This is a genomic window from Pseudomonas sp. KT_2_4, from assembly GCF_041410225.1.
Lineage (GTDB): Bacteria > Pseudomonadota > Gammaproteobacteria > Pseudomonadales > Pseudomonadaceae > Aquipseudomonas > Aquipseudomonas paracarnis.
This window is the reverse complement of sequence record NZ_CP166962.1, coordinates 2,919,593-2,943,075: the sequence shown is the minus strand read 5'-3', so window position 1 is coordinate 2,943,075 and position 23,483 is coordinate 2,919,593. Positions and strand designations below refer to the sequence as shown.

The window sequence follows — 23,483 nt, the reverse complement described above, 5'->3', positions numbered from 1 at the left end:
TGATCATCAGCGACGTAAAGAAGTTAGCGTTGTGAGGTGGCTTGCGCTAGTTCACCAACAGCGCGGCAACTTGCGGGAAAATTCCGAAGCTCGGCCCTGTTGGCGTCCCCCGTCGTCAGGCTCTGTTAAAAGCTCCAGTCCTCAGCCCGAACCAACTGGCAGAACGGCCCATCGAGCGTGGCATTGTGATGAGCCACGATGGCCTCGGCTTTCATCAAGGGCGTATCAGAACAGGTATGACCGTCGGCGATAAGCACCGCATCGAAGCCAAGATCACGCGCGGCACGGCAGGTGCTGTCGACGCAGTATTGCGTTTTCACCCCAGTGACCACCACGCCGGTAGCGCCGCAAGCGCGCAGATTGTCCGCCAGGTCGGTCATCGCAAAAGCATTGGGCCGGCGTTTTTCGAACACCACTTCCCCGCCCATTAACTTCATTTCCTGTGCAATCAACGTAAGCGGGCTGCCCGGCTCTATTGGCGAGCCAACGGGGCCGATGTGACGAGCGAGAAAAATCGGCGCGCCGGCGCTGCGTGCCTTGTCCATCAGGCTATTGAGCGTTTCCAGCAGTTCGTCGCAGCGCCAGGGGTTTTCCGGGCCGTGAACAAGTCCGACTTGGATATCGAGTATCAACAGGGCGTACATAGGTGCATCTCCTTGCGTGTGAACCCGCGACACAAGGCATAAAAAAAGGCCCTGTCCATCGCTGGCGGGCCTTTGAAGTTCGTTGGCTATTGGCTCACGACACCTCGCACGCTCCGCTTCCTGCGGTCGTGGTGGTGGTGGTCGAGGTGAGGCAATAATGATTCATCAGTCGACACTAGCAATACCGCCGCGTGATGGCAAGGCGCAGCTCCGACGGTGCAGGGGTATGCCATGCATGGCTGCGGGTATTGCGGCCAAGCCAAAAAGTACCTCAAACGCACATAATTCACGTCTTGGCTCTTGGGTTAACCAACAGCGGTAACACCGGTAAACAAACCTGCAGTTCAATCAAGCAGGCCTATTTGCCTGGCATGCTTTATCAGTTGCAGGGCATCTTCAGAGACACCCGTTGGGTGAAACAACGCGTAGGTGATCACTGCGTGTTCACAGCCCTTTAACGGGCGGGTGACGATCCCTGGTGGCAAAAACTGCTCTGGGTGCGATGACAGTAAGAAACCGATCCCGTAGCCGGCGCCTACCCGGAGCAACATTTCTTCATGCCCCGAAGCACTGATGGTCAGTTGCACCGCAAGCGCTTGTGTATCAAGCATGAGTTCGATTGCCCTGTATCCTTCGGGGCACAGTTTTCCGTCATATCCGATTAACGGATGGGCCGCCGCCTGTTCCAGGCTGATGCTCTCCAGGCTGCAAAGGGCATGGTCGACCGGGAGCGCCAACGAGACCTTATCTCGCCATACAGGCTGGGAACACAGTCCGGTTTCGTCCCCGGCGCGTAGCGAAAGCCCCAAGTCTATTTCCTGATTCAGCAAGCTTTCCTGGAGTTGCTCGGCGGTCATGTCTTGCAGTCGCACCGCCAGGGCGGGTGTGGAGACTCGGCACTGACTAAGCAGCTTCATCAATTTTGGCTGTGCCACACCGTCAGTTACCACCACCCGCAATACCGGCTCATTATCGGGTTGCGCCGCTGCGTGCACTCTTTCGCGCACATGCTGCGCTCCATTTATCATGGTGCGTGCCTCCTGCAAAAGAACTTCGCCAGCACTGGTCAAATTAACCGTGCGGGTGGAACGCTCAAGGAGCTGAACGCCCAGATCACTCTCAAGCTCTTTTATTGCCCTTGATAAAGGAGATTGTTCAATATGCAATCGCAGTGCAGCACGACCGAAATGAAGCTCCTCGGCTACGCTGATGAAATAACGTAGATGTCGCAGTTCCATCTATCTCTCCTTGATAGGGGGCCGATCATTTAGGTGTACAGGTCCTGAGGTGCGGTAGCAACAAATAATCTAGGGGGGTGTTTCGCTGTTGTAAAGCGTGGCGAGTGGCCGGTAGCTGTTTGGGTGAGTGGGTGTGTATCCGCAATCTTAATGAAGGGCGGAGTTAGAGAGGGTTATTTGCTTGAGTAAGCGCGTTAGTGGCTGCATGCTATCGTTTCGCACCGTGCTGGATAAAAGGTAATTATTAAAGCGCTCAATTTCCTGCAAATACCTGAGTTTGCCATCGCGTATGCCTAACCGCGCGAAGATCCCTATCACACGGATATGCCGCTGCAGCCGCGTCCAGTAAAGGGATAAGTTGAACGCCGCCAGGGTCGACGGGACGGGAAGGCCCTTGCCGATTGCAGTCGTCCAATAAAGGCGAACCATCTGTTGGGTAAACGGCTCGTCCCAGCAATGGAATGAATCCCATAGCAGGCTCACTAGATCGTAAGTGATGGGGCCTTTAACCGCATCTTGGAAATCAAGCACAGCAATCGCTTTACCATCCCTCGAAATGACCAAGTTGCCAGGTCTGAAATCCCGATGGACGAATACGTGCTCGATTAACTGAATTTTTTCTGTAATTAAGTTGAAGCAACAGGCAATGTCGCGCTGCTCATTACCGCTTAATTTGATTTTTAAATACTGGTCCAGGTACCAGTCGGTAAACAGGCTAAGTTCGTCGCGCATGAGCTCGGGAGAAAAATTAGCGAGTTGATTGGCAGGCGCATTGAACTGCATGTCCACTAGCGTGCAAATTGTCTGATTATAGTAATGGCGAACGGCTTCACGATGAGTGCGAAGATTGAGTTGCAGCAACGTTTCATCGCCCATGTCTTCCAGCAGCAGAAACCCATTTGATTTGTCCCATTCATAGATGGCCGGAACGCGGATCATGGCAGATGCAAGCAGGCCGGCGACGGTAACGAAAGCAGCATTGTCTTCAAGCCATGGGGCGGCGTCCATAATGATAAAGGCCTTGCCCGGGTGGGCACTGCGTATCCGGTAATAGCGTCGGTGACTGGCTTCGCCGGCGATAAGTTGCAAGCTCCAGGCTTGAAGGCCATAGCGCTTAAAGAGGTGGGTTATCCACCGGCGTAGTAGCTGCGACCTGTCCTGGCGATTTACGGCCTCGTTTATCGACGGGGGCCATCGGCACTGTTTCATGGCCGTTCCTATCAAGGGCGAACGTGGAATGTGCAGGGTTCGGCCCCTTGTAAGGGGGTGTCCTTGGGGACGACACGCATGACTTTGAATCCCGCGCGCAAATACAGGCCGAGCGCGGCGGGATGATCGGTGGAGCTTGTTTTCAGCCAGATGGTTTTTTTCGTCATCGCTTTTGCCGCAGTGACCGCATGCTGAATCAGCGCGTGGCCCAAGCCTTGCCCTTGAAGCGCCTTGGCCACGCCGAAATAGTAGATTTCAACGCTCTCGTCCTGTTGCCGTCGAAGCTCGAAGAAGCCATTCGCCTGGCCAGCCCAGTACATGATCCACCCTTGAATGTCCGGCTTGCTCAGGTGCTGGGCCCACTGCATGGGTTGCCAGTCGCGTTGGCGGCCCCAACCCCATTCGCCGCCAATTTCCCGGTAAAGCCTCTGGTAGCTGTGGGTGTCTTGCAGGCCATTGATCAAGTGCAGCGGGCTCGTACGTGACCCTTGGCACTCATCTGGGTCCGGGCTGTAGTGCAGCACATACGTGATTGAAGATGAATCCACCATGACACTCTCCTGGCTAATCGAAATAAGTAGGCAAGGTCTCGTCTCGTAGGTGCCGATACATCATGGCGATTTGTTCATGGGTCACTCGCGCAGTGGAAAGTTCGGGAAGGTTGTGCTCGTCAAAAAAACCGACATCCGGCGTTTCCAGGCTGGGGCGCAATGTCCCGCCAGACAGTTCACACAGGAAAAACGCCTTGTACACATGCAACAGCATGGGGGGATGAGGGTGCAGGCGACGATCGGTGAAGGCCACCAGTTTGCGCGGGCTCACCCGCAACCCTGTCTCTTCAAGCACTTCTTTGGCCGCTACTTGTGCGGGGGAGTGATTAATGTCGGCCCAGCCCCCAGGAAGCGACCAGAGCCCATCTTCAACTTCCTTGACCAGCAGGATGCGTTCGCCGTCGAATACCGCCGCCCTGATGTCCATTTTGGGCGTGGCGTAACCCGAGTCGGCTACCAGGTTCTTCAAGAGCTGGGAGGTCAGGGGGCTGGGTTGCTTCGCCAATAGGGTTTGGGCGGTCTCCAGCAATTGATGGTAGCGCTCGATGTCATAGGGATCCTTGGCATACGCGAGCCCGGTTTGAGCAATACCGATCAGGGTTCTGATACTGGCCATCCCTGGGTCGTCCTGCATGAAGTCACTCATCGCATATCCTCCTGGGCAACAGGTCGCCGCCTGCCGATGCCTTGTATGTTGCGAAAGCCCTTGATCGAGTAACGGTGATCGTCTTTGAGGCGGGATAATTGCTCGCCGACGCTGTGGATTTGTTCCGGTGTCGCAAGCGCGTGTTCCAGCAGGTTGTCGGCAATCTGAGTAAATGAATCGAAAAAGATGCCCCTGTCATTTTCGTCACTGATGCTGGGTTGGTAATGATCGAATTGGAGGTCATCCAGCTCAGCCGCAGCGAACAGCTGCGCAAGGCGGGCGCCAAGGTTGTAATCCACCCCTTTGGCACGCCCCAGCGCGATTGTCAGCTTGTTGGCGTGATCGAATGCTGTGTGTTCGGGCGAGCATTCGTGCAAGTCGGTGACAGGCTCCTCACAGACCACTGCGCCGCCGGGCCGGGTGACTGAACTCATCAGCTTTATCGCCTCAAGCGGTTGCGTCAGATGGATCAGAATGAAGCGGCAGTAGGCAATATCAAACAGGGTGTTGAGGGAGTGGATCTGACTGAAATCCAACTGTTCGAATCGGGTATTGGTATACCCCAGCGCCTCGGCACGAGCCTTGCACACGGCTATCTGCTCGGCACTTGCGTCAATGCCGATGACCTGCCCGCCAGGCCCGACTTTTTCTGCCATCCAAAGGGACATGTTGCCGGTGCCGCACCCCACGTCCAATACCGTCATGCCCTCCTTGATGTGGGCATATCGCTGCAAAAAGTCCCGGGAGCCCGGACCATAGATACGATCAGACTTGCCCAGCCGTTCAAGGTCATCCTGGCCGACGTTCAATACGTAACTTTTATTGTTCATGTTCTCTTCCTTGTGGGGCGGGAATGTCCAATACGGCCAATTTCAGCAGACTCTGGCCGGTATTGCGCAGGGCGTGCCTGCCTCCGGGCGGGTTGATCAGGACGAAGCCCTGACCGACCCTGAATACTTCCCCCGCCAGCGTCATTTCACCTTCGCCGCTGATGACGATATAAATTTCCGAGTCATCCATTCCATGCTCATGGATACCGATGCTCGCTTCGGGCAGTAGCGCCACGAGGTCCACAAAGTTGCAACCCCACTCGGGCTCGGGCACGACGCGTGAGGTCAGGACTTTGCCCAGGCCGTCATGGGCGGTTTGCGCGTCGAAATAGCTGGTTGCGAAACTGTGGCTGAGCCGGTTGATCTGGACAGTCTGCATGAGGAGATCTCCTTAACCGTTGAGCAGGCTGACCAGTGGGCCTAACTGGTTCATATGGGTGATGCGGTGATAGGCCCGACGGTCGTTGCGCGTAGACGCGCTCCAATGGGCGTCGTAGTGATCATGCGGGTCGTACAGCACAGGGCTGAGGCCGGCGGCCTGTGAGCCATAGACGTCAACCGCCGGTAAGTCGCCCACGTAAAGCACCTGGGAGGCCTCAAGCCCGGCTTTGTCCAAGCCGATATTGAAAATTTCGATATCGGGCTTGCTCACCCCGACCAGCCCGGAGTCGATGACAAAATCAAAGGTGTCGGCCCAACCATTGTCGTCCAGCAATGCCTGTACTTTCCCGTCAGCGTTGGAGATCACCGCGGTGCTGATGCCTTCTGCTTTCAACCCGACAATCGCCTCCCTGGCGTCGTAATTGACCGAATTCCACAGTGAGCCGGTGCTGGTTTTTTCGATGAGCGTCTCGATCTGCGCCGGTTGTCCACGTTCCTGGAGCAGTTCCTTGAACAGCCATCTCAACACGTCGATGTGGGTACCTTCGATGCGTGCTTTTTCCAGTACTCCGTTTAACTTTTTCCAAGCAAGCGGTCCGCTCTGTTCCAACTGCTCGACCTGCAGCCCTGGGATACATCGGGCGATTGTGGCGTAGTTGAAATTCATCAACGTATTGCCGACATCAAAAAAAACCGCCTGTATGGCCATGATTACCAGCCTCCTTCAAATGTAGGGGGAGTCAGCCGAAATGAACAGTTGCGCCCATCCGGCATAGCGTTTGCGCCAAGTCTTCGTAACCTCGGGACACCGAGGCGGCTTTACGGATGACGCTGGGCCCTTGCGCTGTCAGTGCCAGCAAGGCCAGGGCAGTGGTCTCGCGTATGCCTGCGCCGTCGAGTTGGGCACCGGACACCGGTGTTGCTCCGTGAATGTGAACGTCGCCTTCGACCATGCTGATGCGCGCTCCCATTTTTTCCATACCCGGCAAGTGGTCGAACCGCGATCCATAGTGCGACTCTTTGAACACGCTGGTACCGGGCGCCGAAACGGCGAGGGCCATCATCTGTGGCAGTAAATCCGACGGGAACTTGGGGTACATGCCGGTTTCAAGTGTGACGGGGCGCAAGGGACGGCCAAAGGTTTTCAGCAGGGGGCCATCTTGGCTCACGATGATGCCGAAGCTGCGCAAGGCCTCAATGACAGGGTCGAAACGGTGGTCAATAAGCGCGGCTGCACAGCTTGTCGATCCGCCGGTCATGGCCGCTGCGATGGCAAAGGTACCCCAGACCAGATGATCGGCGGGTATGAGTATCGGCGCATCGGTTGATTGGAAGGGACCTTTGATGATCAGGCTGCGCCCATCGCGCTCGGCCTGGGCGCCGAAGTGCCGGGCCGCGGCGAGCACATCGTCGCACTCGGTTTCCAGGCTTGCGTCCTTGATGATGGATTCCCCGTCAAGGCTGGCGGCGATGATGATCGCCAGGGACGTAGCCGTGATGCCTTTGTCATCGATAGAGAACTCACTTGGGCGTGGGTGCCCACCGGTAATAGCCACGGCACTGCCTTGGCCACTGACCTGCAACCCGAATCCGGCCAACGCCCGCAGATGGGGAGTAAACGAGCGCGAACCGATAAAGTCCCCACCTATGGATTCAAGCCGGGCACGGACGCCGCGGCTGGCCGGCAATGCCAGGGCGTATATCGCTCCGCGCAGTCGCGAAGAGAGCGCCTGCGGGAATGTGTAGGGCTCGTTTTTAAGATGCAGCCCTTGAAAAATGACTTGGTTACCTTGATTGACACTGCTGCTGCTGCCCGCGAATGAGAGAAGCTCAAGCAAGTGGGTGATATCGGAAATCCCCGGCACTTGTTTCACGGTCACCGGCTGTGCCTGAAGTGCCGCCAGCGTCAGCAACGGCATGGCGGAGTTTTTGCTGCCAGGGACATGCAGGTTGCCTTGCAGGGCAGGCGTGCTGCCTTTTACATAAAGGGTCGTGCAAGTTGACATCACTGAGGCTCCTGTCCGTATTTCAAAGCCTGATCAGGCATTGGTCGGTGGCGGCTTGACGAATGGCGTCAACGGTCAGTTGTGTCTTGATGCCGTCTTTCAGCGTGCATTTGAGCTGGTGCGGATCCCCTTTAAGCACGGCCTGCAGGAAACACTCGGTTTCTGTGAGGAAAACGTCCTGAGGATCTTGCGGCTGACTGTCGCCCTCAAGCCATGGCGCGCACGTCAAGGTGTAGTCCCAGCCTGAGAGTACGACCGGGCCCTGGTCGGTAAAGATGTGCAGGCCGATATCTTTGTCCTGGCCCGCACAGGAATAGAAGATGCTCCCCGCAAGGCTGTCCCGGTGCTGGAGCAGGGCGCTGACGCTTTGAATATGAGGCGCCCCCGGGTCCACATGGGTTTGGGCGAAAACCGATTGGGCATCTCCGAACAGGTGGCGGCACAGATCCACGCTGTGAGTCATCTGTTCGTTCAACGCGCCGCCGGACCACTGGGCTTCTTTCCACCAGTCGACCGAATACGGCTTGCAGATCCAATGGCACTGGTACCCGATGACGTTGAGGGTATCGAGGTGCTGCTTGACGCTGCTGACGCTGTGCCGATAGCGGTTCATATAGCCCACGGCAAACAACGCATCGCTGCGGGCGAAGGCCTGCCCCAGTTGCAGTGCGCCGGCTGCGGACACGTGTAGCGGTTTTTCGGCAAATACTGCAACACCGTGACGCGCGGCCTCCAATTCCAGCGGCCCGCGCATGCCGGGTGGCGTGCAGATAAACACCCCGTCGATTTGTGTCCAGTCGATCTCCTGGTCGTTCTCCAGTGCTGCACAGCCGGGGGCGATGTCGACGATTTGTCTGGCGCGGGCCAGGTCTGAGTCCACGCTAGAGACGATGCGCGCTCCCAGTGTCTTGAGGGCTTTGGCGCGGGTCAAACCCATGCGGCCGCAGCCAATGATGGCGAACCTAAGCATGTCCATGTGCATCCCCTGAAAGATAGGTTTGAAAAGTTGCGACGGCCGCTTTCAGATCACGATTGGCCATCAGCGGGTCCGCCGCGAAGGCGGCTTCGATGTTTGCGCCCGTGGGGTCAAGGCAGGCACTTAATGAGCTGGCTTCATGGGCTTCAAATACCTGCATCCACTTGGCAACGGCAGTTGGTGGGGGCGCGTGCGGCAGGTCGTCGTTGACAGTGCCGCAGCTGACAGTGGCCAGAAATTCGCGGGTCATACCGTCGGCGGCGCACAGGTTGATCGGTAGCACACAGGGTTGGCGGGCCCCGCTCAATGCCTCCAGCATGGGCACTACCGCCAGCTCATACCAAGGCATCGGGCGTTGTTCCAGGGCTGGCGGGTAGCGCAGCGGGGCTTGTTCCAGTTGCTTGAGGATCTCTGTGCGCAGGTCGACCAGTTGGGTGGAACGATGGTTTTCCTCCACCTTAGTGCTGACCAACAGGCGAAAGTATTTAGTTGGAACAGCCTGCAGTTCTTCGATCAGGGCCGCATCAAAGCCCGTAAATGACTGGCTTTTCAGGAGCGACACAAGGCGCGGCAGTACCGGCTGGCCTGCATGCGTGAGGTCGTGGAGGAAGCCACGATGGTTCAGCCCGGTGTAGGCCCATTGAAGTTGCTCGTAAGGCAGGTTCAGGCGCGCGGCAATCTGACGTTGTGTGACCGTCGGCAACTCGCAGATGCCGATGCAACGGGCGTGGCCCTGTAAAAAGAGCTGCGATGTGGTGAGACTCAGCGGGTTGGTGATATTGAGCACCCAGGCTTGTGGACAAAAGCGTTGGAGCAGCTCGGCCAGTTCGGCGATATACGGCAGGCAACGAATCGCTGCCAGCAGGCCGGAAGGCCCCAGGGTTTCATCGGCGGCCACACCCAATGCGCGGCCGAGCGACTCGCCCTCATGGCGACCTTCAAGCCCACCGTAGCGGGCTTGGTGGACTACATAGTCGGCACCGTCGAGCACGCGTTGAGCGGTGGTGTCATGGCTGACTTTCCAGCGGGGAAGGCGTGACTGCGCAAAGTGCGCTATCTGCGAAGTGACGGCCTGGTTGCGACCTTGCAGCCGCAATTCCCAAGCTTCGCCGGCCATTGGGCTGCTGGCCAGCTGCTCGCACAATTGAAGGGTGTAGGGGCTCCCGCCGCCCAGCACGGCCAGCGTTTTCATGAGTGCCCCTCGAAGAATGCGCGCACGCAGCCACATACCCGGTCGACTTCGTCGGCATCCATATCGGGCCGCAAGGGCAGGCACAGGGTTTGTGTGGCCAGGGCCTCGGCCACCGGAAAATCACCAGGCTTCCAGCCGTATGCAGCGAACGCTTCCTGCAAATGGATCGGTGTTGGATAGCGCACGACAGCATCTATCCCGTTCGATTGCAGGTGAGCAAGCAGAGCATCTCGTTGTTCAGTACGCACCTGGAACAGGTGATAGACGTGATCCTCGTGCTCTGCTGGCGCTTGGAAGCTCAAGGGCAACCCATCCAGGCGGCTGATGCAATGAGCGGCCACTGCTCGGCGTTGTTCGTTCCAATGCTCCAGGTGCCCAAGCTTGGCGGACAAGACCCTGGCCTGAATGGCATCCAGCTTGGAGTTCATGCCCAAGGCCACATGCCGGTTCTGGCCGGATTGCCCCAGCGCCCGTAATACTTTTATTTGTTCGGCCAGGTGAAGGTCGTCGGTGACAATCGCCCCGGCGTCGCCGGCGGCAGCCAGGTTCTTGCTGGGGTGAAAACTGAAACAGCCGATGTCGCCGAAATGCCCGGCGGCGCGCCCGTCGATTCGGGCGCCATGACTTTGTGCGGCATCCTCGATGACCCTCAATTGGTGTTTTTCGGCCAGCGCCAGAAGCTGTTTCATGGGCATGCATTTGCCGAACAGGTGCACAGCAATAATGGCTTTGGTACGCGCCGTGATTGCAGGTTCGACCTGCTCAATATCCATCAAGTAAGCATGGGGTTCGGCGTCTACCAATACGGGAGTGGCCCCCACGAAACAGATGGCGGCGACGGTGGCGTAGAACGTGTTTGCCTGCGTGATAACTTCATCACCGGGCCCTATCCCCATGGCCAGTAACGCGAGGATCAGTGCGTCGGTACCACTGTTGGTACCGACGCAGTACTTGGCACCGATGTAGTCCGCGAAGGCTGTTTCGAAGCTGTCGACAGCTTCAGTCAGGATGTAATGACCCTTGAGAAGGTCTTCCCCAATGGCACGCAGCAATGGCTGCAAGTCGTTGCCGAACTGACTTGGATAGTTATAGCGGTTGACTTTCATGTTCATGGCGGAGGAGTCCTTGTGCATAGAGCGCGCAGCCAATGAGGCCATTGTTGTCATCGGCATGGCCGAGGGCGATGGTGTCGTTCCAATCTCCAGCGTCGAAGAAGCTGGTGCAAAGGCCAGCCAATCGCTTTCGATAAGGCTCGCCCAGCGCACACAAAAAGCCGCCGAGCAAAATGTAGGAGGCAACCCCAGAGACGGCGCGAGTAGCCGCCAGTGCGTGGGCGAGAGGGCGGATGGCGTCATCCATGACCTCAAGCGTCCAGGGGTCTCGCTGCTGGAAGGCGTCAACCAGTGAGGAGGTTTGGAGCAAGTCGTATGTGGGTGTGGTCTTGCCCAATGCGCTGTTCAGATATGCGGTCGGTTGCTGGCTGGCGCGCAACTTGAAGAGCCTCAGGGTTCCGCGCCCTGAGCTGACGGCACCGATGTGTCCCTCTCCACCGCAATCGCACCGCAATTCCTTTGGGCAGAGCGGGTGGAGCAGGTGCCCAATTTCGCCAGCGTCGCCTTGATGGCCGGTCAAAGGTTTGCCATCAATAAACAGCTTGGAACCGATCCCCGATCCCGACGACACGATATGGAACGTGTGATGCTGCGGGGTCAGGTAACGGTATCCCGCGGCCGTTATATCGTTGAGTACATGCACGTTTTGCGTGTCAAAGAGTGCCTGTAACTGCGCCACCGCCGGTATAGGTCTGTCGAGTTTTGCACCCAGGACAGTGGGCAGAGCAGTGACATAGCCCTCTGCGGTGACCGGGCCGGGAAGCGCGGCGACGACGGTGTCATACGCCACACCCAGGGTGTGCGCAGCGTCTTTCATGGTCCTGAACAGGTGTTCGACCAGGTCCCTGTCGCGCAGCGGCGAATTGACGAAGTTAGGCGTGGCGATGCGGGCCTGCTTGACTAGCCGGCGCTGCTTTTCACAGTAACAGCCGATGCGCAGGCTGGTGCCGCCGACATCAAATACCAAAATCATAAAGACTCCTGTCTCGTCAGGCCGGGCTGTATTGCTGTGCGATCTCTCTGAGCTGTTCACAGGCGCGTATGCATTCCTGTGCAGTCACATCGTGGAGGAAGGTGGCTTGACCAATGTCTGTGGGGACGGGCATTCGCTGCAGCCCATCGCGATGCTTGACTATTTCGGTAAGTGCCTGGGTGATATTGGTTGAGGTACAGGTGGGATGAATGATCGGCAGGCCAATTTTTTTGGTCAGCTCAATGATGCGCAATGCCTGGCGTGGCTCCAGTAGCTTGCGGTTGGCGGCGACCAGGGTTGAAATACACATGTCCACTGCGACGGCCTCACCATGCAGCAGGGTGTCGACCGCTTTCATCTCAAAGATCGGCGAGAGCGTGTGGCCAAAGTCCACCAGCCGCTGCAGGTTGCTTTCCCAGAGGTTAGGTTCGAGCTCTTTGAGCATGCCATGCACTGCACTGCGCACCACACCTAACGAAAGCGCTGATTGGGCCAGGCGATCAGCCATCAGATGCTCCACGTTTTTCTCAATGACAGTGAATAACGCCTGGTCGGCGATGATTGCCATTTTCAATATTTCGGCCATTCCATTTTTAATATGCCGTGTCGGCAGCGTTTCCAGGAAGGACGTATCGAGCAATGCACAGATCGGCGCGTAATAACTGCCCACCCTGTTTTTATGGGCGCCGAAGTTTGATCCGGTTTTAACCCCTACGGCGGCGTCAACAATGCCCAACAGTGTTGTTGGAATGCGGATATACGGCACACCGCGCCGATATAAACTTGCGGCCATGCCTACAACATCCATCAAGCAACCGCCGCCGATGGCGATAACCGGTTCATCTTTACGAGAGACGCCAAAGTCAACCATATGCTGGAGAATACTCTCCACCATCGCGTAGTCCTTGAGGCGTTCGGTAATGTGAATCGGGACAATCCGATATTCACCTTCAAAGGCATTGAAAAACTGCCGAAGGCGTGGGCCGTGAAAGGTTAAAACTTCGCTATCGATGAAAATCAGACGCTTATCGTAAGTCATCGACGAGGCCGACGATCCACAGACCGCCAGCTTGATGTTGGTAGAATCAAAAAGACGCGGCGCTTCAATAACTGAATATTCAATCGAGTGGCTGCCTTTAATAATCCATTGTTGGCAGGCCGGACGGTTATCCGCGCACGGATGAACGTTTGATAAGACTTCCATGACACAACCCTCGCAATTGGTAAGTGCAATAGTTGACGTATATTTTTTGTCTTGGATCCAATCCTGTGCGCTCAAGGGCCGGGCTGTAAAGTGTCCGTTTGGACAGTGGGCAGGCTAAGGCTATGTGCGCTAGCTTTTAGCGATGCCAACAGAAATCAACGCGCTGGGTGAGTGCTTATGCAGATCAGTTATCGGCAATCCCTTCGCAGTTTCAATACGTTCGGGGTTGATGTTCGTGCCTATTTGTTATGCAAGGCGGGCACGCATGACGATCTGAAAAAAATCCTGACGTTTGCAAAACGCAAGGCATTAAAAGTGCTTTTTCTTGGGGGCGGCAGCAATATTCTGCTGGCTCGGGATTTTGACGGTGTTGTTATTTTGCTCGAAGGTTTTATCGATATTGAGCAGCGCTCCCGGGGCACTCATCGGTGGGTGCGTGTTGGTGCGGGCGTCAATTGGGACGCGTTTGTGCAGTATTGCGCAGAAGCGCAGTTGCAAGGGCTCGAGTCGCTGGCGGGCATACCTGGCACGGTTGGGGCTGCACCCATTCAGAACATCGGCGCCTATGGAACGGAGGTTGCAGACTGCCTGGTCGGTGTTGAGGTACTCGATAGACTGACCCACACTCGGTACTGGCTACCGCGCAATGACTTGGGCCTGGGCTATCGCGACAGTGTGTTCAAATCACGCTACGCACAACGATTGGTCATCTTGAGTGTGCTGTTCCAGATGCGTGAGTGCGGAGCCTGGGCCCAGTTGGATGCGAAAATCCGCGAGGAGCTGGGTGCTCAGCCGCAGGCCCGAACGCTGACGGACATTACCGCAGCAGTAAGACGCGTGCGAAATCGACGGCTTCCAGAGCCCGGCCAGCTCGGCAATGCCGGTAGTTTTTTCGTGAATCCGGTGGTCAGCGCAGCATGCATGGCGCAGCTGATGGCCCGTTATAGCCAGTTTCCAGCATTCGAGCAGCCAGGCGGGCGCTGGAAATTATCGGCGGGCTGGCTTATTCAACAGTGCGTCGCTGTCGGCTTTCGAGTCGATCGAGTAGGCATTTATACGCATAACCCATTGGTGGTTATTAATTACGAAGGCGCCACAGGCGCCGAGATTATCGCATTCGGCGAGTTGCTGCGGCGATTAGTCTTTGCCAGGTTTCATATAGAGTTGACGCGTGAGCCGGTGTTTATTGATTGATCCGTCAGTGCAATAAGCCAAGCTTCAGCGCGTTGCTGACGGCTTGGGTCTTGTTGGAAGCTTCAAGTTTTCGATAGGTATTGAGTAAATGGTATTTCACAGTACGCTCTGGCGTATCAATGATTTTCGCAATCTCCCAGATGCTTTTGCCCTTGGCTGACCAATCCAAAACTTGCAGCTCACTGTCATTCAAAGGAGCTTTGCAAAGTTCTTTTTGGGTGATCACGTTTTCTGCCAGGTAACATAATGTCGCGCCCAATGTGGCAATGATGTACTCGCATTTTACGTCGGACTTCGAACTGACATTGGCCAGCGATACCAGTTTCGGTGCCAGCGGTTGAGCCTCTGCATCCGGCATGAAATAGGTATAACCGTGTCGCAGCCCATACCTTTCGCCCCGCGCGATAACTTCTCTGCCACGTGGGGTGTCAAAAGAAACGAGAGCATCGCGCCAGGAAAAAACTCCGCCGATATTTAAAGCGTACTGGATGACGGGGTCATCCTTGGCGTAATCATTCCTGTGGTATTCCTTGAGCCAGTGCTCGGGAACATTTTTTTCGTAGTAAAACTCGATGGAAGGTAACGCAGTGTTTTCAAGGGTGCAGACCGCAACGCAGCTATAATCTATATAGCGTTGCGCCCATTCCAACACCTTTTCAATAACGGGGCCTTTGGCGGTGGTGTCGAAATTTAAACATTCCAGCAAGTTGTAAAGCTCAACGCCATATCGCTCTTTATTCAAGTGCATGGGAGATCTCCTCTTCCTGAAGCTGCTTATGGGCAGTGATCGTTCATCCATGGGTAGGCCAGGGGCCGATCTAAACAAAAAGCAAGTGCATGGGGCAACACCATCTGGGTCAGAGTCTTGACCTAAAGCGTCTTTATGCTGCTGTGTGTGAGGAGAACCACAGCGCGGGTTTGCTGATCAGAATTTAATCAGCCTGAAACGGTAGGCCACGACCAGAACCGTTGGCCAGAACAGTGTATTGGCGATGTCATGGAGACTCGCGGCCCACCGCCAGTGTCCCAGGCTCGCCTTATCATCCATCAGATCGAACAGCTCGATGAGGCTCGCCCCCGCCAACACCACCAGCCAATTGCTGAAGGAGCCCAGGGATTTTCGAGTGATGCAGCTGGCAGCGATCAGCAATGCCAGACCTACATAGATATGCAACGCGTCCCTTGAGAGGCCGGTGGCTGAAATAATCCCAAGCTTGAGTGACTGCAGCGTGGAAGTGTCCATGAGCGTTTCCTGGTTTCCCGGGGCTTAGGTTCACGATAGCTGCCCGTGGTTTTATTGGTTGTCACCACTCGATAGTGGTCCTAAAAGCTCATACGTTTCAAGGCATGCTGGCTGACTGGCTATTGGCAGGAGTTCGCGGGCTTTTACCTGGCGGGGAGGCAAACCCTATGGCCGCTACCTGCGCCGTCATGGGGCTAAATGACGTGTTCAAGCGCGCTGATCATTGCTGGCAACGGCTGATCAAAGCCTGGGGTGGCGGGCTTTATGAGGGCTGGGGAGTCGCAGGTGTGTTCGTTCGGCAGGACGCCGCAGGTGGTGTTGCTGAAAAGCTACTGAGTCCGGGGGAGACCTCGCATCAATTCATAACCGTTTGTCATTCACCCAAATGCAGAAAAGCCCGGACTGTGCGGGCTTTTCTGGTGGGCCGGGGTAATTTGAAATGATCTTCTATCCTATTGAAAATAAATAGAAAATATTTTTTTGAAATTTTGGTGGAATACCATATGGAATACTGGGCGGCTGAATATGGACTCAGGATGTCGGAATCTCCCTGGTGCCGACTCAGGAGTCTATGTCGGTGCCAGTCCAGATGAAGACGCTCAACCTCGTATTCCTTATCTGCAATGTCGATGACCCTGAGATCAATCATCATGACGAGGCGATCTCTGCCGATAAGGTGGACAATGTCTCAAGGTAGTCGCATATCCGTCATCACCTCGAGCCCGGCAACTACGACTCCACGGATCTCTACAACCGCGCCCTTGGCTTTGTGATGCTCTATAACCGCGGCACGCCTTACCTGCTGCAATTTACGCGAAGAGTATCAGTGGGATATGATGATTGATTGGTCCAAACGGTCCTCATTAAGCCCCTCTATAGGCGGTAACGGGATGCTAAACCGAGGATCTGCTGCTGAGATGTTCGCAGATTTCTCATTCACATTCGCCTGGATAAGGAAGTCGGCGTGCTGAGCAAACTCGAACGACTCGTCGACGAAATCGGCGACCTTAACAGCAAGCTAATTCTCCTGGTTGGCCTTAGTCGGAGCGGTAAGACCCATCTGCTTCGCCAGCTTGCCGTCAACCTTGCTGTAGAGCCTCTCAACATCAGCGCGGTGCTTGCGCGCCGGCTGGCGGCCATTCCAAAACCAAAGCGCAGCTTCGCTGTAGGGGAGGAGCTTCGGGATATCTGTGTGAGAGCCCGCATGGACGAGGTGCTCTTGCTAGACAACCTGGAGCTACTTTTCGAGCCGGGTTTACAGATTCATCCGCTTGAGCTCCTCAAGGGGCTCGCACATTACCAGCGAGTGGTCGCCGTTTGGCCTGGAGAGCTGCGCGGTGACCGGCTGATATACGCTGACTTAACTCATCAAGAACACTGTGATTACAGCCGCGAAGGCGTGGTCATCTTCGAAATTTAAAGGGGAGTGAAGAGCGCATGGCCGTGAACATGAAGTACGGAGATTTAATCCAGTTCGAGCAGATCGAGTCAGTCATTCAGCTGCTCGATGCCGGGCGCCCGGACGAGGCCAAGAAGCTCGTCGCGACCTATGTCATCTCCGATGACATGGCCGAGCGGATCTCCAAGCTCATGGTTCCCCAGCTCAGTTTCGACGACTCGGTCGATCACAAAGGTGTGCTGATCGTCGGCAACTACGGCACCGGTAAATCGCACTTGATGTCGGTGCTGTCGCTGGTGGCTGAAGACGCTGGCTACGCACCGATGATCCGCCACCCCAAGGTTGCCGAAGCGGTTGCCCCGATCGCCGGCCGCTTCAAGGTGTTGCGCATCGAGGTCGGCGGACTGCAAATGCCGCTGCGCCAGATCATCACCCTGCAGCTTGAGCGTTTCCTCGAAAAGTTCGGCGTCGACTACACATTCCCGACGGCGGACAAGGAGCTTAACAATAAGGATTCCTTCGAGGAGATGATGGCGGCGTTCGGCGAGAAATTCCCGACCCAGGGCGTGCTGCTTGTCGTCGATGAATTCCTGGAGTACCTGCAGTCCCGTCGCGACCACGAGCTAGTGCAGGATTTGGCTATCTTGCGTCAGATCGGCGAAGTCACCAAGCATCTGAAGTTCCGCTTCGTCGCCGGTGTGCAGGAGGCCATCTTCGACAGCGTGCGCTTTCAGCACGTCGCCGACAGCATGCGCCGCGTCAACGAACGCTTCACTCAGATTCTGATCGACCGCCAGGACGTTAGCTTCGTCGTTTCCGCGCGTCTGTTGAAGAAAACTGCCGATCAGCAGAACAAGATCCGCGAGTACCTGACGCCGTTCGCCAAGTTCTATGGCTCCATGAACGAGCGTATGGACGAATATGTGCGTCTGTTCCCGGTACACCCGGATTACCTGAAGACTTTCGAGCAAATCCACTTCACCGAGAAGCGTGGAGCGCTCAAGACCATCGAGTCCGCCATGCTGGCGATCCTCGACCAAGATGTGCCCACTGACCGGCCACAGTTCATAAGCTACGAAAGCTTCTGGAACACCATCAAAGCTAACTCGGTATTGCGCGCCGACCCGAATATTAAGGAAGTGATGCGTGTCTCCGAGGTGCTGGAGTCGCGGGTTCAACAGGCCTTCACGCGCCCGGCCTACAAGCCGATGGCGCTACGCGTCATCAACGCGCTGGCCGTGAACCGTTTGACCACCGGCGGCGACATTCACATTCCGATTGGCCCCACGGCCGCTGAGCTGCGCGACGCCTTGTGCCTGTTTCAACCGGGCGTGGAAGACATGCCGGGTGAGCCCGCCGAGAATCTGCTGTCAATGGTGCAGACCGTCATGCGGGAAGTGCTGAAGACCGTCAACGGTCAGTTCATCTCCAAGGCGCCGGACACCGAGCAGTACTACCTCGATCTCAAGAAGGACATCGACTACGACGCGCAGATCGAAAAGCGTGCCGAAGCCCTGTCCGACGACGCGCTTGATCGTGCTTATTACAGTGCCATCAAGAAGTTGATGGAGTGCACCGACGATCTGAGTTACCCCGGATTCCAGATCTGGCAGTACCAGGTCGAGTGGCAAGAACGCCGTGTCGAGCGCATGGGCTATCTGTTCTTTGGTGCCCCAAATGACCGGCCCACCGCCCAGCCTGAGCGCGACTTCTATATCTATTTCATCCAGCCCTTTGACAAGCCAAAGTTCAGCGATAACCACCTGGCAGACGAAGTATTCTTCCGCCTGAAGTCGCCGGACGAGGACTATAAGCGTTACCTGTCGCAATATGCGGCTGCACGTGATCTGGCGTCTACTGCCAGCAGTGGAGCAAAAAACATCTACATCTCAAAGGCAGACGATGCCCTGCGTGCCATGAGCAAGTGGCTACAGGATAAGCAGAGTACGGCATTCGAGGTCACCTACCAGGGCAAGACCAAGACGCTGCAGGAGTGGGCCAAAGGTGTTTCGCTGCGCGACCGGGCGCGGCTTGGTGCCGACGAGCGCATCAACTTCCGCGACGTGGTGAACGTCATCTCAGGCCTGGTGCTGGGCCAGCGCTTTCTCGATCTCTCGCCGGAGCACCCTACCTTCTCGGTGCTGGTGACCGAAGCCAACCGCAAGCAACTGATCGGTAATGCGCTGCGTGCCCTGGCCGGTGGCACTCGCACCAAGGACGCGGCTGCCATTCTCGATGCCCTGGAACTGCTTGATGGCGATCGCGTCGATCCGACGAACTCTCGCTACGCCCAGGAAGTGCTGAATCGCCTCAAGGCCAAGGGCCACGGCCAGGTGCTCAACCGCAACGAACTGCTCTCGGGCACCTCAGACGTCGAGTATTTCGCGCCGATCAAGTACCGGCTGGAGCCCGATCTGCTGGTTACTGTGCTGGGCGGCCTGGTCTACTCCGGCGACATCGTGCTGTCTATCACCGGCGACAAGATCGACTCCGGCAAGCTGGCGCAACTGGCGGAACGCTCCATTGAAGAGCTCAAGCAGTTCAAGCATGTTGAAGCTCCCAAGGAGATCAACCTCGCGGTACTGCGCGCCCTGTTCGAGTTGTTTGACCTGCCGTCCGGCCTCGCCCAAAAGGCTAGCCAGGGTGACACCGAGCCGGTAATCAAACTGCAGGAGAAACTCAGTGGGTTGGTGCCGCGCGTGCTCAAAGCTGGCTCCGACCTTCAACAAGGCAAGCTAGGCTTCTGGGGCCAAAATCTGCTACGTGAGGAAGAAGCCAAAGACTGGCACTCCCGGCTGGACGCACTGAAGAAGTTCACCGAGTCGCTGGCGCCGTACAACACTGTCGGCAAGCTCAAGAACCTGCGCGTCACGCAGGAAGACATCAACGGCCATAAAAAGAATCTGGAGGTGTTGGCCGCTGTCGAGCGCCTGCTTGAACTAGTGGTCGAGCTGGGCAGCACGGCTTCTTACTTGTCGCAGGCAGAGATGGTGCTACCTGTCGAGCACCCGTGGGTGAAGCAGGCCGAAGCCGCCCGCAAGGCGCTACAGGAGAGATTGAGCCAGGACCGCACGGCAGAACATGCTTCCGAGTATCGGCAGACGCTCAGCCAGCTCAAGAAGGACTACATCACCGCTTATATCGCCAGCCACAGCAAGGCGCGGCTGGGCGTGTCAGAGGACAAGACCCGCAACGCCCTGCGCAAGGACGACCGCCTGCTGGCGCTGCGCGTGTTGGCCGGCGTATCGCTGATGCCCACCAGCCAGCTTACCGCCTTCGAGGAGTCACTCAACGGCTTGAAGAGCTGTTCCTCGCTGGATGAGCCGACTCTGGTCGCCGCAGCCGTTTGCCCGCACTGCCAGTTCCGCCCGTCTGCTGAGCAGCTGGAGCTGATCCCGGCGGCCAACCGGCTGCACAAGCTGGACGATGATCTGGATCAGTTGGTAGCCAACTGGCAGCAAACGCTGCTGGAAAACCTGGAGGACCCGTTCACGCAGGACAGCCTTGGTCTGCTGCCGCCCGCGTCCAAGAAGCTGATCGACGCCTTTCTGACCTCACGGAAGCTACCGGAGCCGATGACATCCGAGTTCGCCAATGCCGTGCAAGAGGCGCTGTCGGGGCTGGAGAAAATCGCGGTCAAGGGCGACGAGATCAAGCAGGCGCTGCTGCAGGGCGGCTCACCAGCCACGCCCGACGACCTGCGTAAGCGCTTCGACACCTTCATGAACGAGCGCTGCAAGGGCAAGGATGCCACCAAGCTGCGCTTCGTGATCGAGTGATACGCCCTGATCACCCGACTATGAAAAAAAGAATTTGAGGAGCAACTGATGAGTGATCTTTTCCAGAACCACGCGGCCAACTCCGGCCCCGTTGAATGCCTCGGGCAAACATTCCCGAGTGATGAGGCTCGCCGCGAGCATTACCTGAAGTTGCTTGCTGAGAAGCTGAAAGATCCGGCGTTCCGGAAAATTGAGGGTTTCCCTATCGGTTCGGACGAAGCCATCTTGGATCTTTCTGACCCACCGTATTACACAGCCTGCCCCAATCCATTTCTTAGGGATTTCGTAAAAAGTTATGGGTCGGAATACAAAACAGGAATCGAAACCCGCCACGTAGAGCCATTCACTGCTGACGTAAGCGAGGGAAAGAACGATCCGATTTACAACGCACACAGCTACCACACCAAGGTCCCTCACAAAGCGATCATGCGCTACCTGTTGCATTACACGCAGCCAGGAGAGCTTGTCCTTGACTCTTTTTGTGGAACTGGGATGACAGGGGTAGCCGCACAACTTTGCGGAGATCGGAGAGCCGTGGAATCTCTGGGTTACACGGTGGATGATAAGGGAATAGTTTTTGATCATGTTAATGAAAGTGGCAAAACAGAGTTGCGTGCGATATCAAAAATCGGGCCAAGAATCCCAGTGCTCAACGATCTATCGACGATTGGTGGATTCATTGCGTATAACTTCAACTCGTCCGTCGATACTCACGACTTGGAGTCAGCAACAGTAGAGATTTCAAAGGCTCTCCAAAAAAACTATGGGTGGATGTATCAGACACTTCATCAGCCAACCGATCAACAACTAGATTCCGCCTTGCAATTAGTTGAACACAATTCATTGCCAGATCTTTCAGGGGTAGGGTTGTGCGCACGGATTAACTACACTGTATGGTCTGATGTGTTTTCGTGCCCGGAATGCGCACATGAAATTGTCTTTTTTGATGTGGCGCTCGATCATGAAAATGGCGGCGTTAGAGATGACCTAGCATGCCCAAGCTGCAGTGCTCGATTCGGAAAAAAGGAGTTGGGAAGAGCATGGGAAACGAAAATTGATACAGCGCTTAGCCAAAATACTAAGCAAGCCAAGCAAGTACCTGTCTTAATTAATTACAGTGTCGGCAGGCAGCGGCATGAGAAGCGCCCGGACAAAGTAGACCTCGCCTTGATCACCAGAGTTAGCGGGGTCGAGATCAAGGACAAATATCCGACTACGAGGATGTCGGAGGGTGCGGAAACGCGCAGGAATGATCCCATTGGCGTGACGCACGTGCACCACTTTTATACCCACAGGAACTTGATTGCACTATCGGCTTTGAGATCCATGTGCTCAGGGCCTCTAGGGCGACAGCTTCTGTTTGGCTTTACGTCCACCCATCAGTTCGTAAACAGACTTTGCAGGCTGAATGTCTCCAACTACTTTAGCGGGAAAGGTGGGAAAGTCGATAAGCCTCTTGATGGAACCTTGTATGCGCCATCAATCTCTCTTGAGTTAAATGTGATTGATAAATGGAGCCTTCGTTCTAATATGGATAAGGTGCTTCGCAATCATAAGAACAAATATGTGGTTTCGACAGGCTCTGCGTTCTCCATGGACGTGCCACCTAACTCATTGGATTACATTTTTATTGACCCTCCGTTCGGGGGTAACTTGATGTACTCAGAACTCAATTTTCTTTGGGAAAGCTGGCTGAGCGCTACTACGAACAATCTAAGTGAGGCAATTCAAAGTAAAGAGCAAGGAAAATCAATTGACGACTACAGAAAATTGATGAGTGCAGGCTTCTCTGAGGCTTATCGCATATTAAAGCCTGGCCGATGGATGACTGTCGAATTCTCCAACACTCAGGCGTCTGTTTGGAACGCAATTCAGACGGCACTACAAGAAGCCGGCTTTGTCGTTGCTAATGTTTCAGCGATCGACAAGAAAAAGGGTAGCTTCAAAGCAGTCACTACGACTACTGCAGTGAAGCAAGATTTGATTATCAGCGCTTACAAGCCCAATGGAGGGCTTGAAGATCGTTTTACTGCCAATCTCAATAGTGAAGAGTCTGCTTGGGATTTCGTCAGGACACACCTGGGTTATTTGCCAATAGTCAAATTTCGAGTCGGCGAACTAGAGTTTATTGTTGAACGTGACCCGCGCATTATCTTTGATCGAATGGTCGCTTGGTTTGTACGACACAACACGCCAGTACCCATGTCATCTCATGAGTTCCAGTCCGGGCTCATGCAGCGCTTCGTCGAGCGTGACGGTATGGTGTTTCTGCCGGATCAGGTGGCTGAGTACGACAAGAAGCGGCTGCAAGTTGCCGTCGCGCCGCAGATGGAGATGTTTGTCTCTGACGAGCGAAGCGCGATCGACTGGCTGTCAGATTTCCTGAAGCGTCGCCCATCGACTTACCAAGAAGTCAGCCCGGAATTCATGGGGCAGCTTGGCGCAGGCTGGAAAAAGCACGAGACCAAGCCCGAGCTGTCAGCGTTGCTAGAGGACAACTTCCTGAAGTACGAGGGTACAGGTGAGGTGCCCAGCCAAATCCACAGCTACCTCTCGACCAATCACCGGGATCTTCGTGGGCTAGAAAAGAACAGTCCTGCATTAGTGGCCAAGGCCAAGGATCGTTGGTACGTGCCCGACCCAAACAAAGCGCAGGACCTGGAGAAGAAGCGCGAGAAGGCATTGCTCAAAGAGTTCGACGCCTATCGATCGTTGACAGGCCGCAAGATTAAGGAGTCGCGTCTCGAGGTGCTGCGTGCAGGCTTCCGCGCGGCGTGGGCGAACAAAGACTACGCGACGATCATCAGCATCGCCGACAAACTGCCTGATGCTACATTGCAAGAGGATGAGAAGCTGCTCACCCTCTATGACCTCGCGCTAACTCGTACCGAAGACGGGATCTGATC

The 23,483-nt window shown here is 55.9% G+C and carries 21 protein-coding genes; 5 read left to right on the top strand and 16 right to left on the bottom strand.

The annotated features are described in order from the left end of the window. Positions 1-125: 125 nt before the first annotated feature. The 14 genes from AB9N64_RS13580 to AB9N64_RS13515 form a co-directional block, all read right to left on the bottom strand. Positions 126-644 carry an isochorismatase family protein gene (locus AB9N64_RS13580; protein WP_014719992.1) on the bottom strand — a complete coding sequence of 173 codons (519 nt, stop codon included), beginning with the start codon at positions 642-644 and terminating at the stop codon, positions 126-128. Positions 645-988: 344 nt separating this feature from the next. Further along, entirely contained in the window at positions 989-1,882 is an 894-nt protein-coding gene (locus tag AB9N64_RS13575; protein ID WP_014719991.1) for a LysR family transcriptional regulator, read from the bottom strand. A gap of 147 nt (positions 1,883-2,029) precedes the next feature. Then, positions 2,030-2,971: a phosphotransferase gene (locus AB9N64_RS13570; protein ID WP_197865327.1), complete on the bottom strand. Its 942-nt coding sequence runs from the start codon at positions 2,969-2,971 to the stop codon at positions 2,030-2,032. A 131-nt stretch (positions 2,972-3,102) separates the two neighbouring features. Beyond that, the gene (locus AB9N64_RS13565; protein ID WP_371360365.1) at positions 3,103-3,642 is read right to left on the bottom strand and encodes a GNAT family N-acetyltransferase; all 540 of its coding nucleotides are present in this window, start codon (positions 3,640-3,642) and stop codon (positions 3,103-3,105) included. Between the two features lie 13 nt (positions 3,643-3,655). Then, entirely contained in the window at positions 3,656-4,288 is a 633-nt protein-coding gene (locus tag AB9N64_RS13560; RefSeq protein WP_102666377.1) for an NUDIX hydrolase N-terminal domain-containing protein, read from the bottom strand. After that, entirely contained in the window at positions 4,285-5,118 is an 834-nt protein-coding gene (locus AB9N64_RS13555) for a methyltransferase domain-containing protein (protein ID WP_102666378.1), read from the bottom strand. Before AB9N64_RS13555 ends, AB9N64_RS13560 begins: the two co-directional genes overlap by 4 nt. Then, the gene (locus AB9N64_RS13550) at positions 5,108-5,497 is read right to left on the bottom strand and encodes a cupin domain-containing protein (protein WP_014719986.1); all 390 of its coding nucleotides are present in this window, start codon (positions 5,495-5,497) and stop codon (positions 5,108-5,110) included. Before AB9N64_RS13550 ends, AB9N64_RS13555 begins: the two co-directional genes overlap by 11 nt. A 12-nt stretch (positions 5,498-5,509) precedes the next feature. Then, on the bottom strand, positions 5,510-6,208 hold the full coding sequence (locus tag AB9N64_RS13545) for an HAD family hydrolase (RefSeq protein WP_014719985.1): 699 nt from the start codon (positions 6,206-6,208) through the stop codon (positions 5,510-5,512). Positions 6,209-6,239: 31 nt separating this feature from the next. After that, positions 6,240-7,505 (bottom strand): hypothetical protein, encoded by a 1,266-nt coding sequence (locus AB9N64_RS13540; RefSeq protein WP_197865325.1) that lies wholly within the window; start codon positions 7,503-7,505, stop codon positions 6,240-6,242. A 22-nt stretch (positions 7,506-7,527) separates the two neighbouring features. Next, complete coding sequence (locus tag AB9N64_RS13535; protein ID WP_371360364.1) at positions 7,528-8,481, bottom strand: Gfo/Idh/MocA family protein; 954 nt, start codon at positions 8,479-8,481, stop codon at positions 7,528-7,530. Beyond that, positions 8,468-9,673, bottom strand: a complete 1,206-nt coding sequence (locus AB9N64_RS13530; protein ID WP_019817996.1) for a 6-phospho-beta-glucosidase (Cellobiose-6-phosphohydrolase) (Phospho-chitobiase) — start codon at positions 9,671-9,673, stop codon at positions 8,468-8,470. The genes AB9N64_RS13535 and AB9N64_RS13530 overlap by 14 nt, the downstream gene beginning before the upstream one ends. Next, positions 9,670-10,785: a DegT/DnrJ/EryC1/StrS aminotransferase family protein gene (locus tag AB9N64_RS13525; protein ID WP_019817995.1), complete on the bottom strand. Its 1,116-nt coding sequence runs from the start codon at positions 10,783-10,785 to the stop codon at positions 9,670-9,672. Before AB9N64_RS13525 ends, AB9N64_RS13530 begins: the two co-directional genes overlap by 4 nt. Beyond that, entirely contained in the window at positions 10,760-11,758 is a 999-nt protein-coding gene (locus AB9N64_RS13520; protein ID WP_019817994.1) for an ROK family protein, read from the bottom strand. The genes AB9N64_RS13525 and AB9N64_RS13520 overlap by 26 nt, the downstream gene beginning before the upstream one ends. Before the next feature lie 16 nt (positions 11,759-11,774). Continuing rightward, complete coding sequence (locus AB9N64_RS13515; RefSeq protein ID WP_014719979.1) at positions 11,775-12,962, bottom strand: sedoheptulose 7-phosphate cyclase; 1,188 nt, start codon at positions 12,960-12,962, stop codon at positions 11,775-11,777. Between the two features lie 177 nt (positions 12,963-13,139). On the opposite strand from AB9N64_RS13515, the gene murB reads away from it, so the two are divergent. Next, positions 13,140-14,156 carry a UDP-N-acetylmuramate dehydrogenase gene (murB, locus tag AB9N64_RS13510; protein WP_014719978.1) on the top strand — a complete coding sequence of 339 codons (1,017 nt, stop codon included), beginning with the start codon at positions 13,140-13,142 and terminating at the stop codon, positions 14,154-14,156. A 4-nt stretch (positions 14,157-14,160) separates the two neighbouring features. Here the strand turns inward: murB and AB9N64_RS13505 are convergent, their stop codons facing one another. Continuing rightward, entirely contained in the window at positions 14,161-14,904 is a 744-nt protein-coding gene (locus AB9N64_RS13505) for a LuxR family transcriptional regulator (protein WP_014719977.1), read from the bottom strand. 177 nt (positions 14,905-15,081) lie between these two features. Then, positions 15,082-15,399: a hypothetical protein gene (locus AB9N64_RS13500; RefSeq protein WP_014719976.1), complete on the bottom strand. Its 318-nt coding sequence runs from the start codon at positions 15,397-15,399 to the stop codon at positions 15,082-15,084. Positions 15,400-15,566: 167 nt separating this feature from the next. On the opposite strand from AB9N64_RS13500, the gene AB9N64_RS13495 reads away from it, so the two are divergent. The 4 genes from AB9N64_RS13495 to AB9N64_RS13480 all read left to right on the top strand — a co-directional run bounded on the left by AB9N64_RS13495 (position 15,567) and on the right by AB9N64_RS13480 (position 23,481). After that, the gene (locus tag AB9N64_RS13495) at positions 15,567-15,842 is read left to right on the top strand and encodes a hypothetical protein (protein ID WP_371360363.1); all 276 of its coding nucleotides are present in this window, start codon (positions 15,567-15,569) and stop codon (positions 15,840-15,842) included. Between the two features lie 521 nt (positions 15,843-16,363). Beyond that, positions 16,364-16,819, top strand: coding sequence for a BREX-3 system P-loop-containing protein BrxF (gene brxF, locus AB9N64_RS13490; protein WP_371360362.1), 456 nt, complete (start codon positions 16,364-16,366; stop codon positions 16,817-16,819). A gap of 17 nt (positions 16,820-16,836) precedes the next feature. Next, a complete protein-coding gene (locus AB9N64_RS13485) occupies positions 16,837-20,577 on the top strand; it encodes a DUF6079 family protein (RefSeq protein WP_371360361.1) in 3,741 nt (1,246 codons plus the stop codon). Positions 20,578-20,625: 48 nt separating this feature from the next. Then, positions 20,626-23,481 carry a DNA methyltransferase gene (locus AB9N64_RS13480; RefSeq protein ID WP_371360360.1) on the top strand — a complete coding sequence of 952 codons (2,856 nt, stop codon included), beginning with the start codon at positions 20,626-20,628 and terminating at the stop codon, positions 23,479-23,481. The last annotated feature ends 2 nt before the right edge of the window (positions 23,482-23,483 follow it).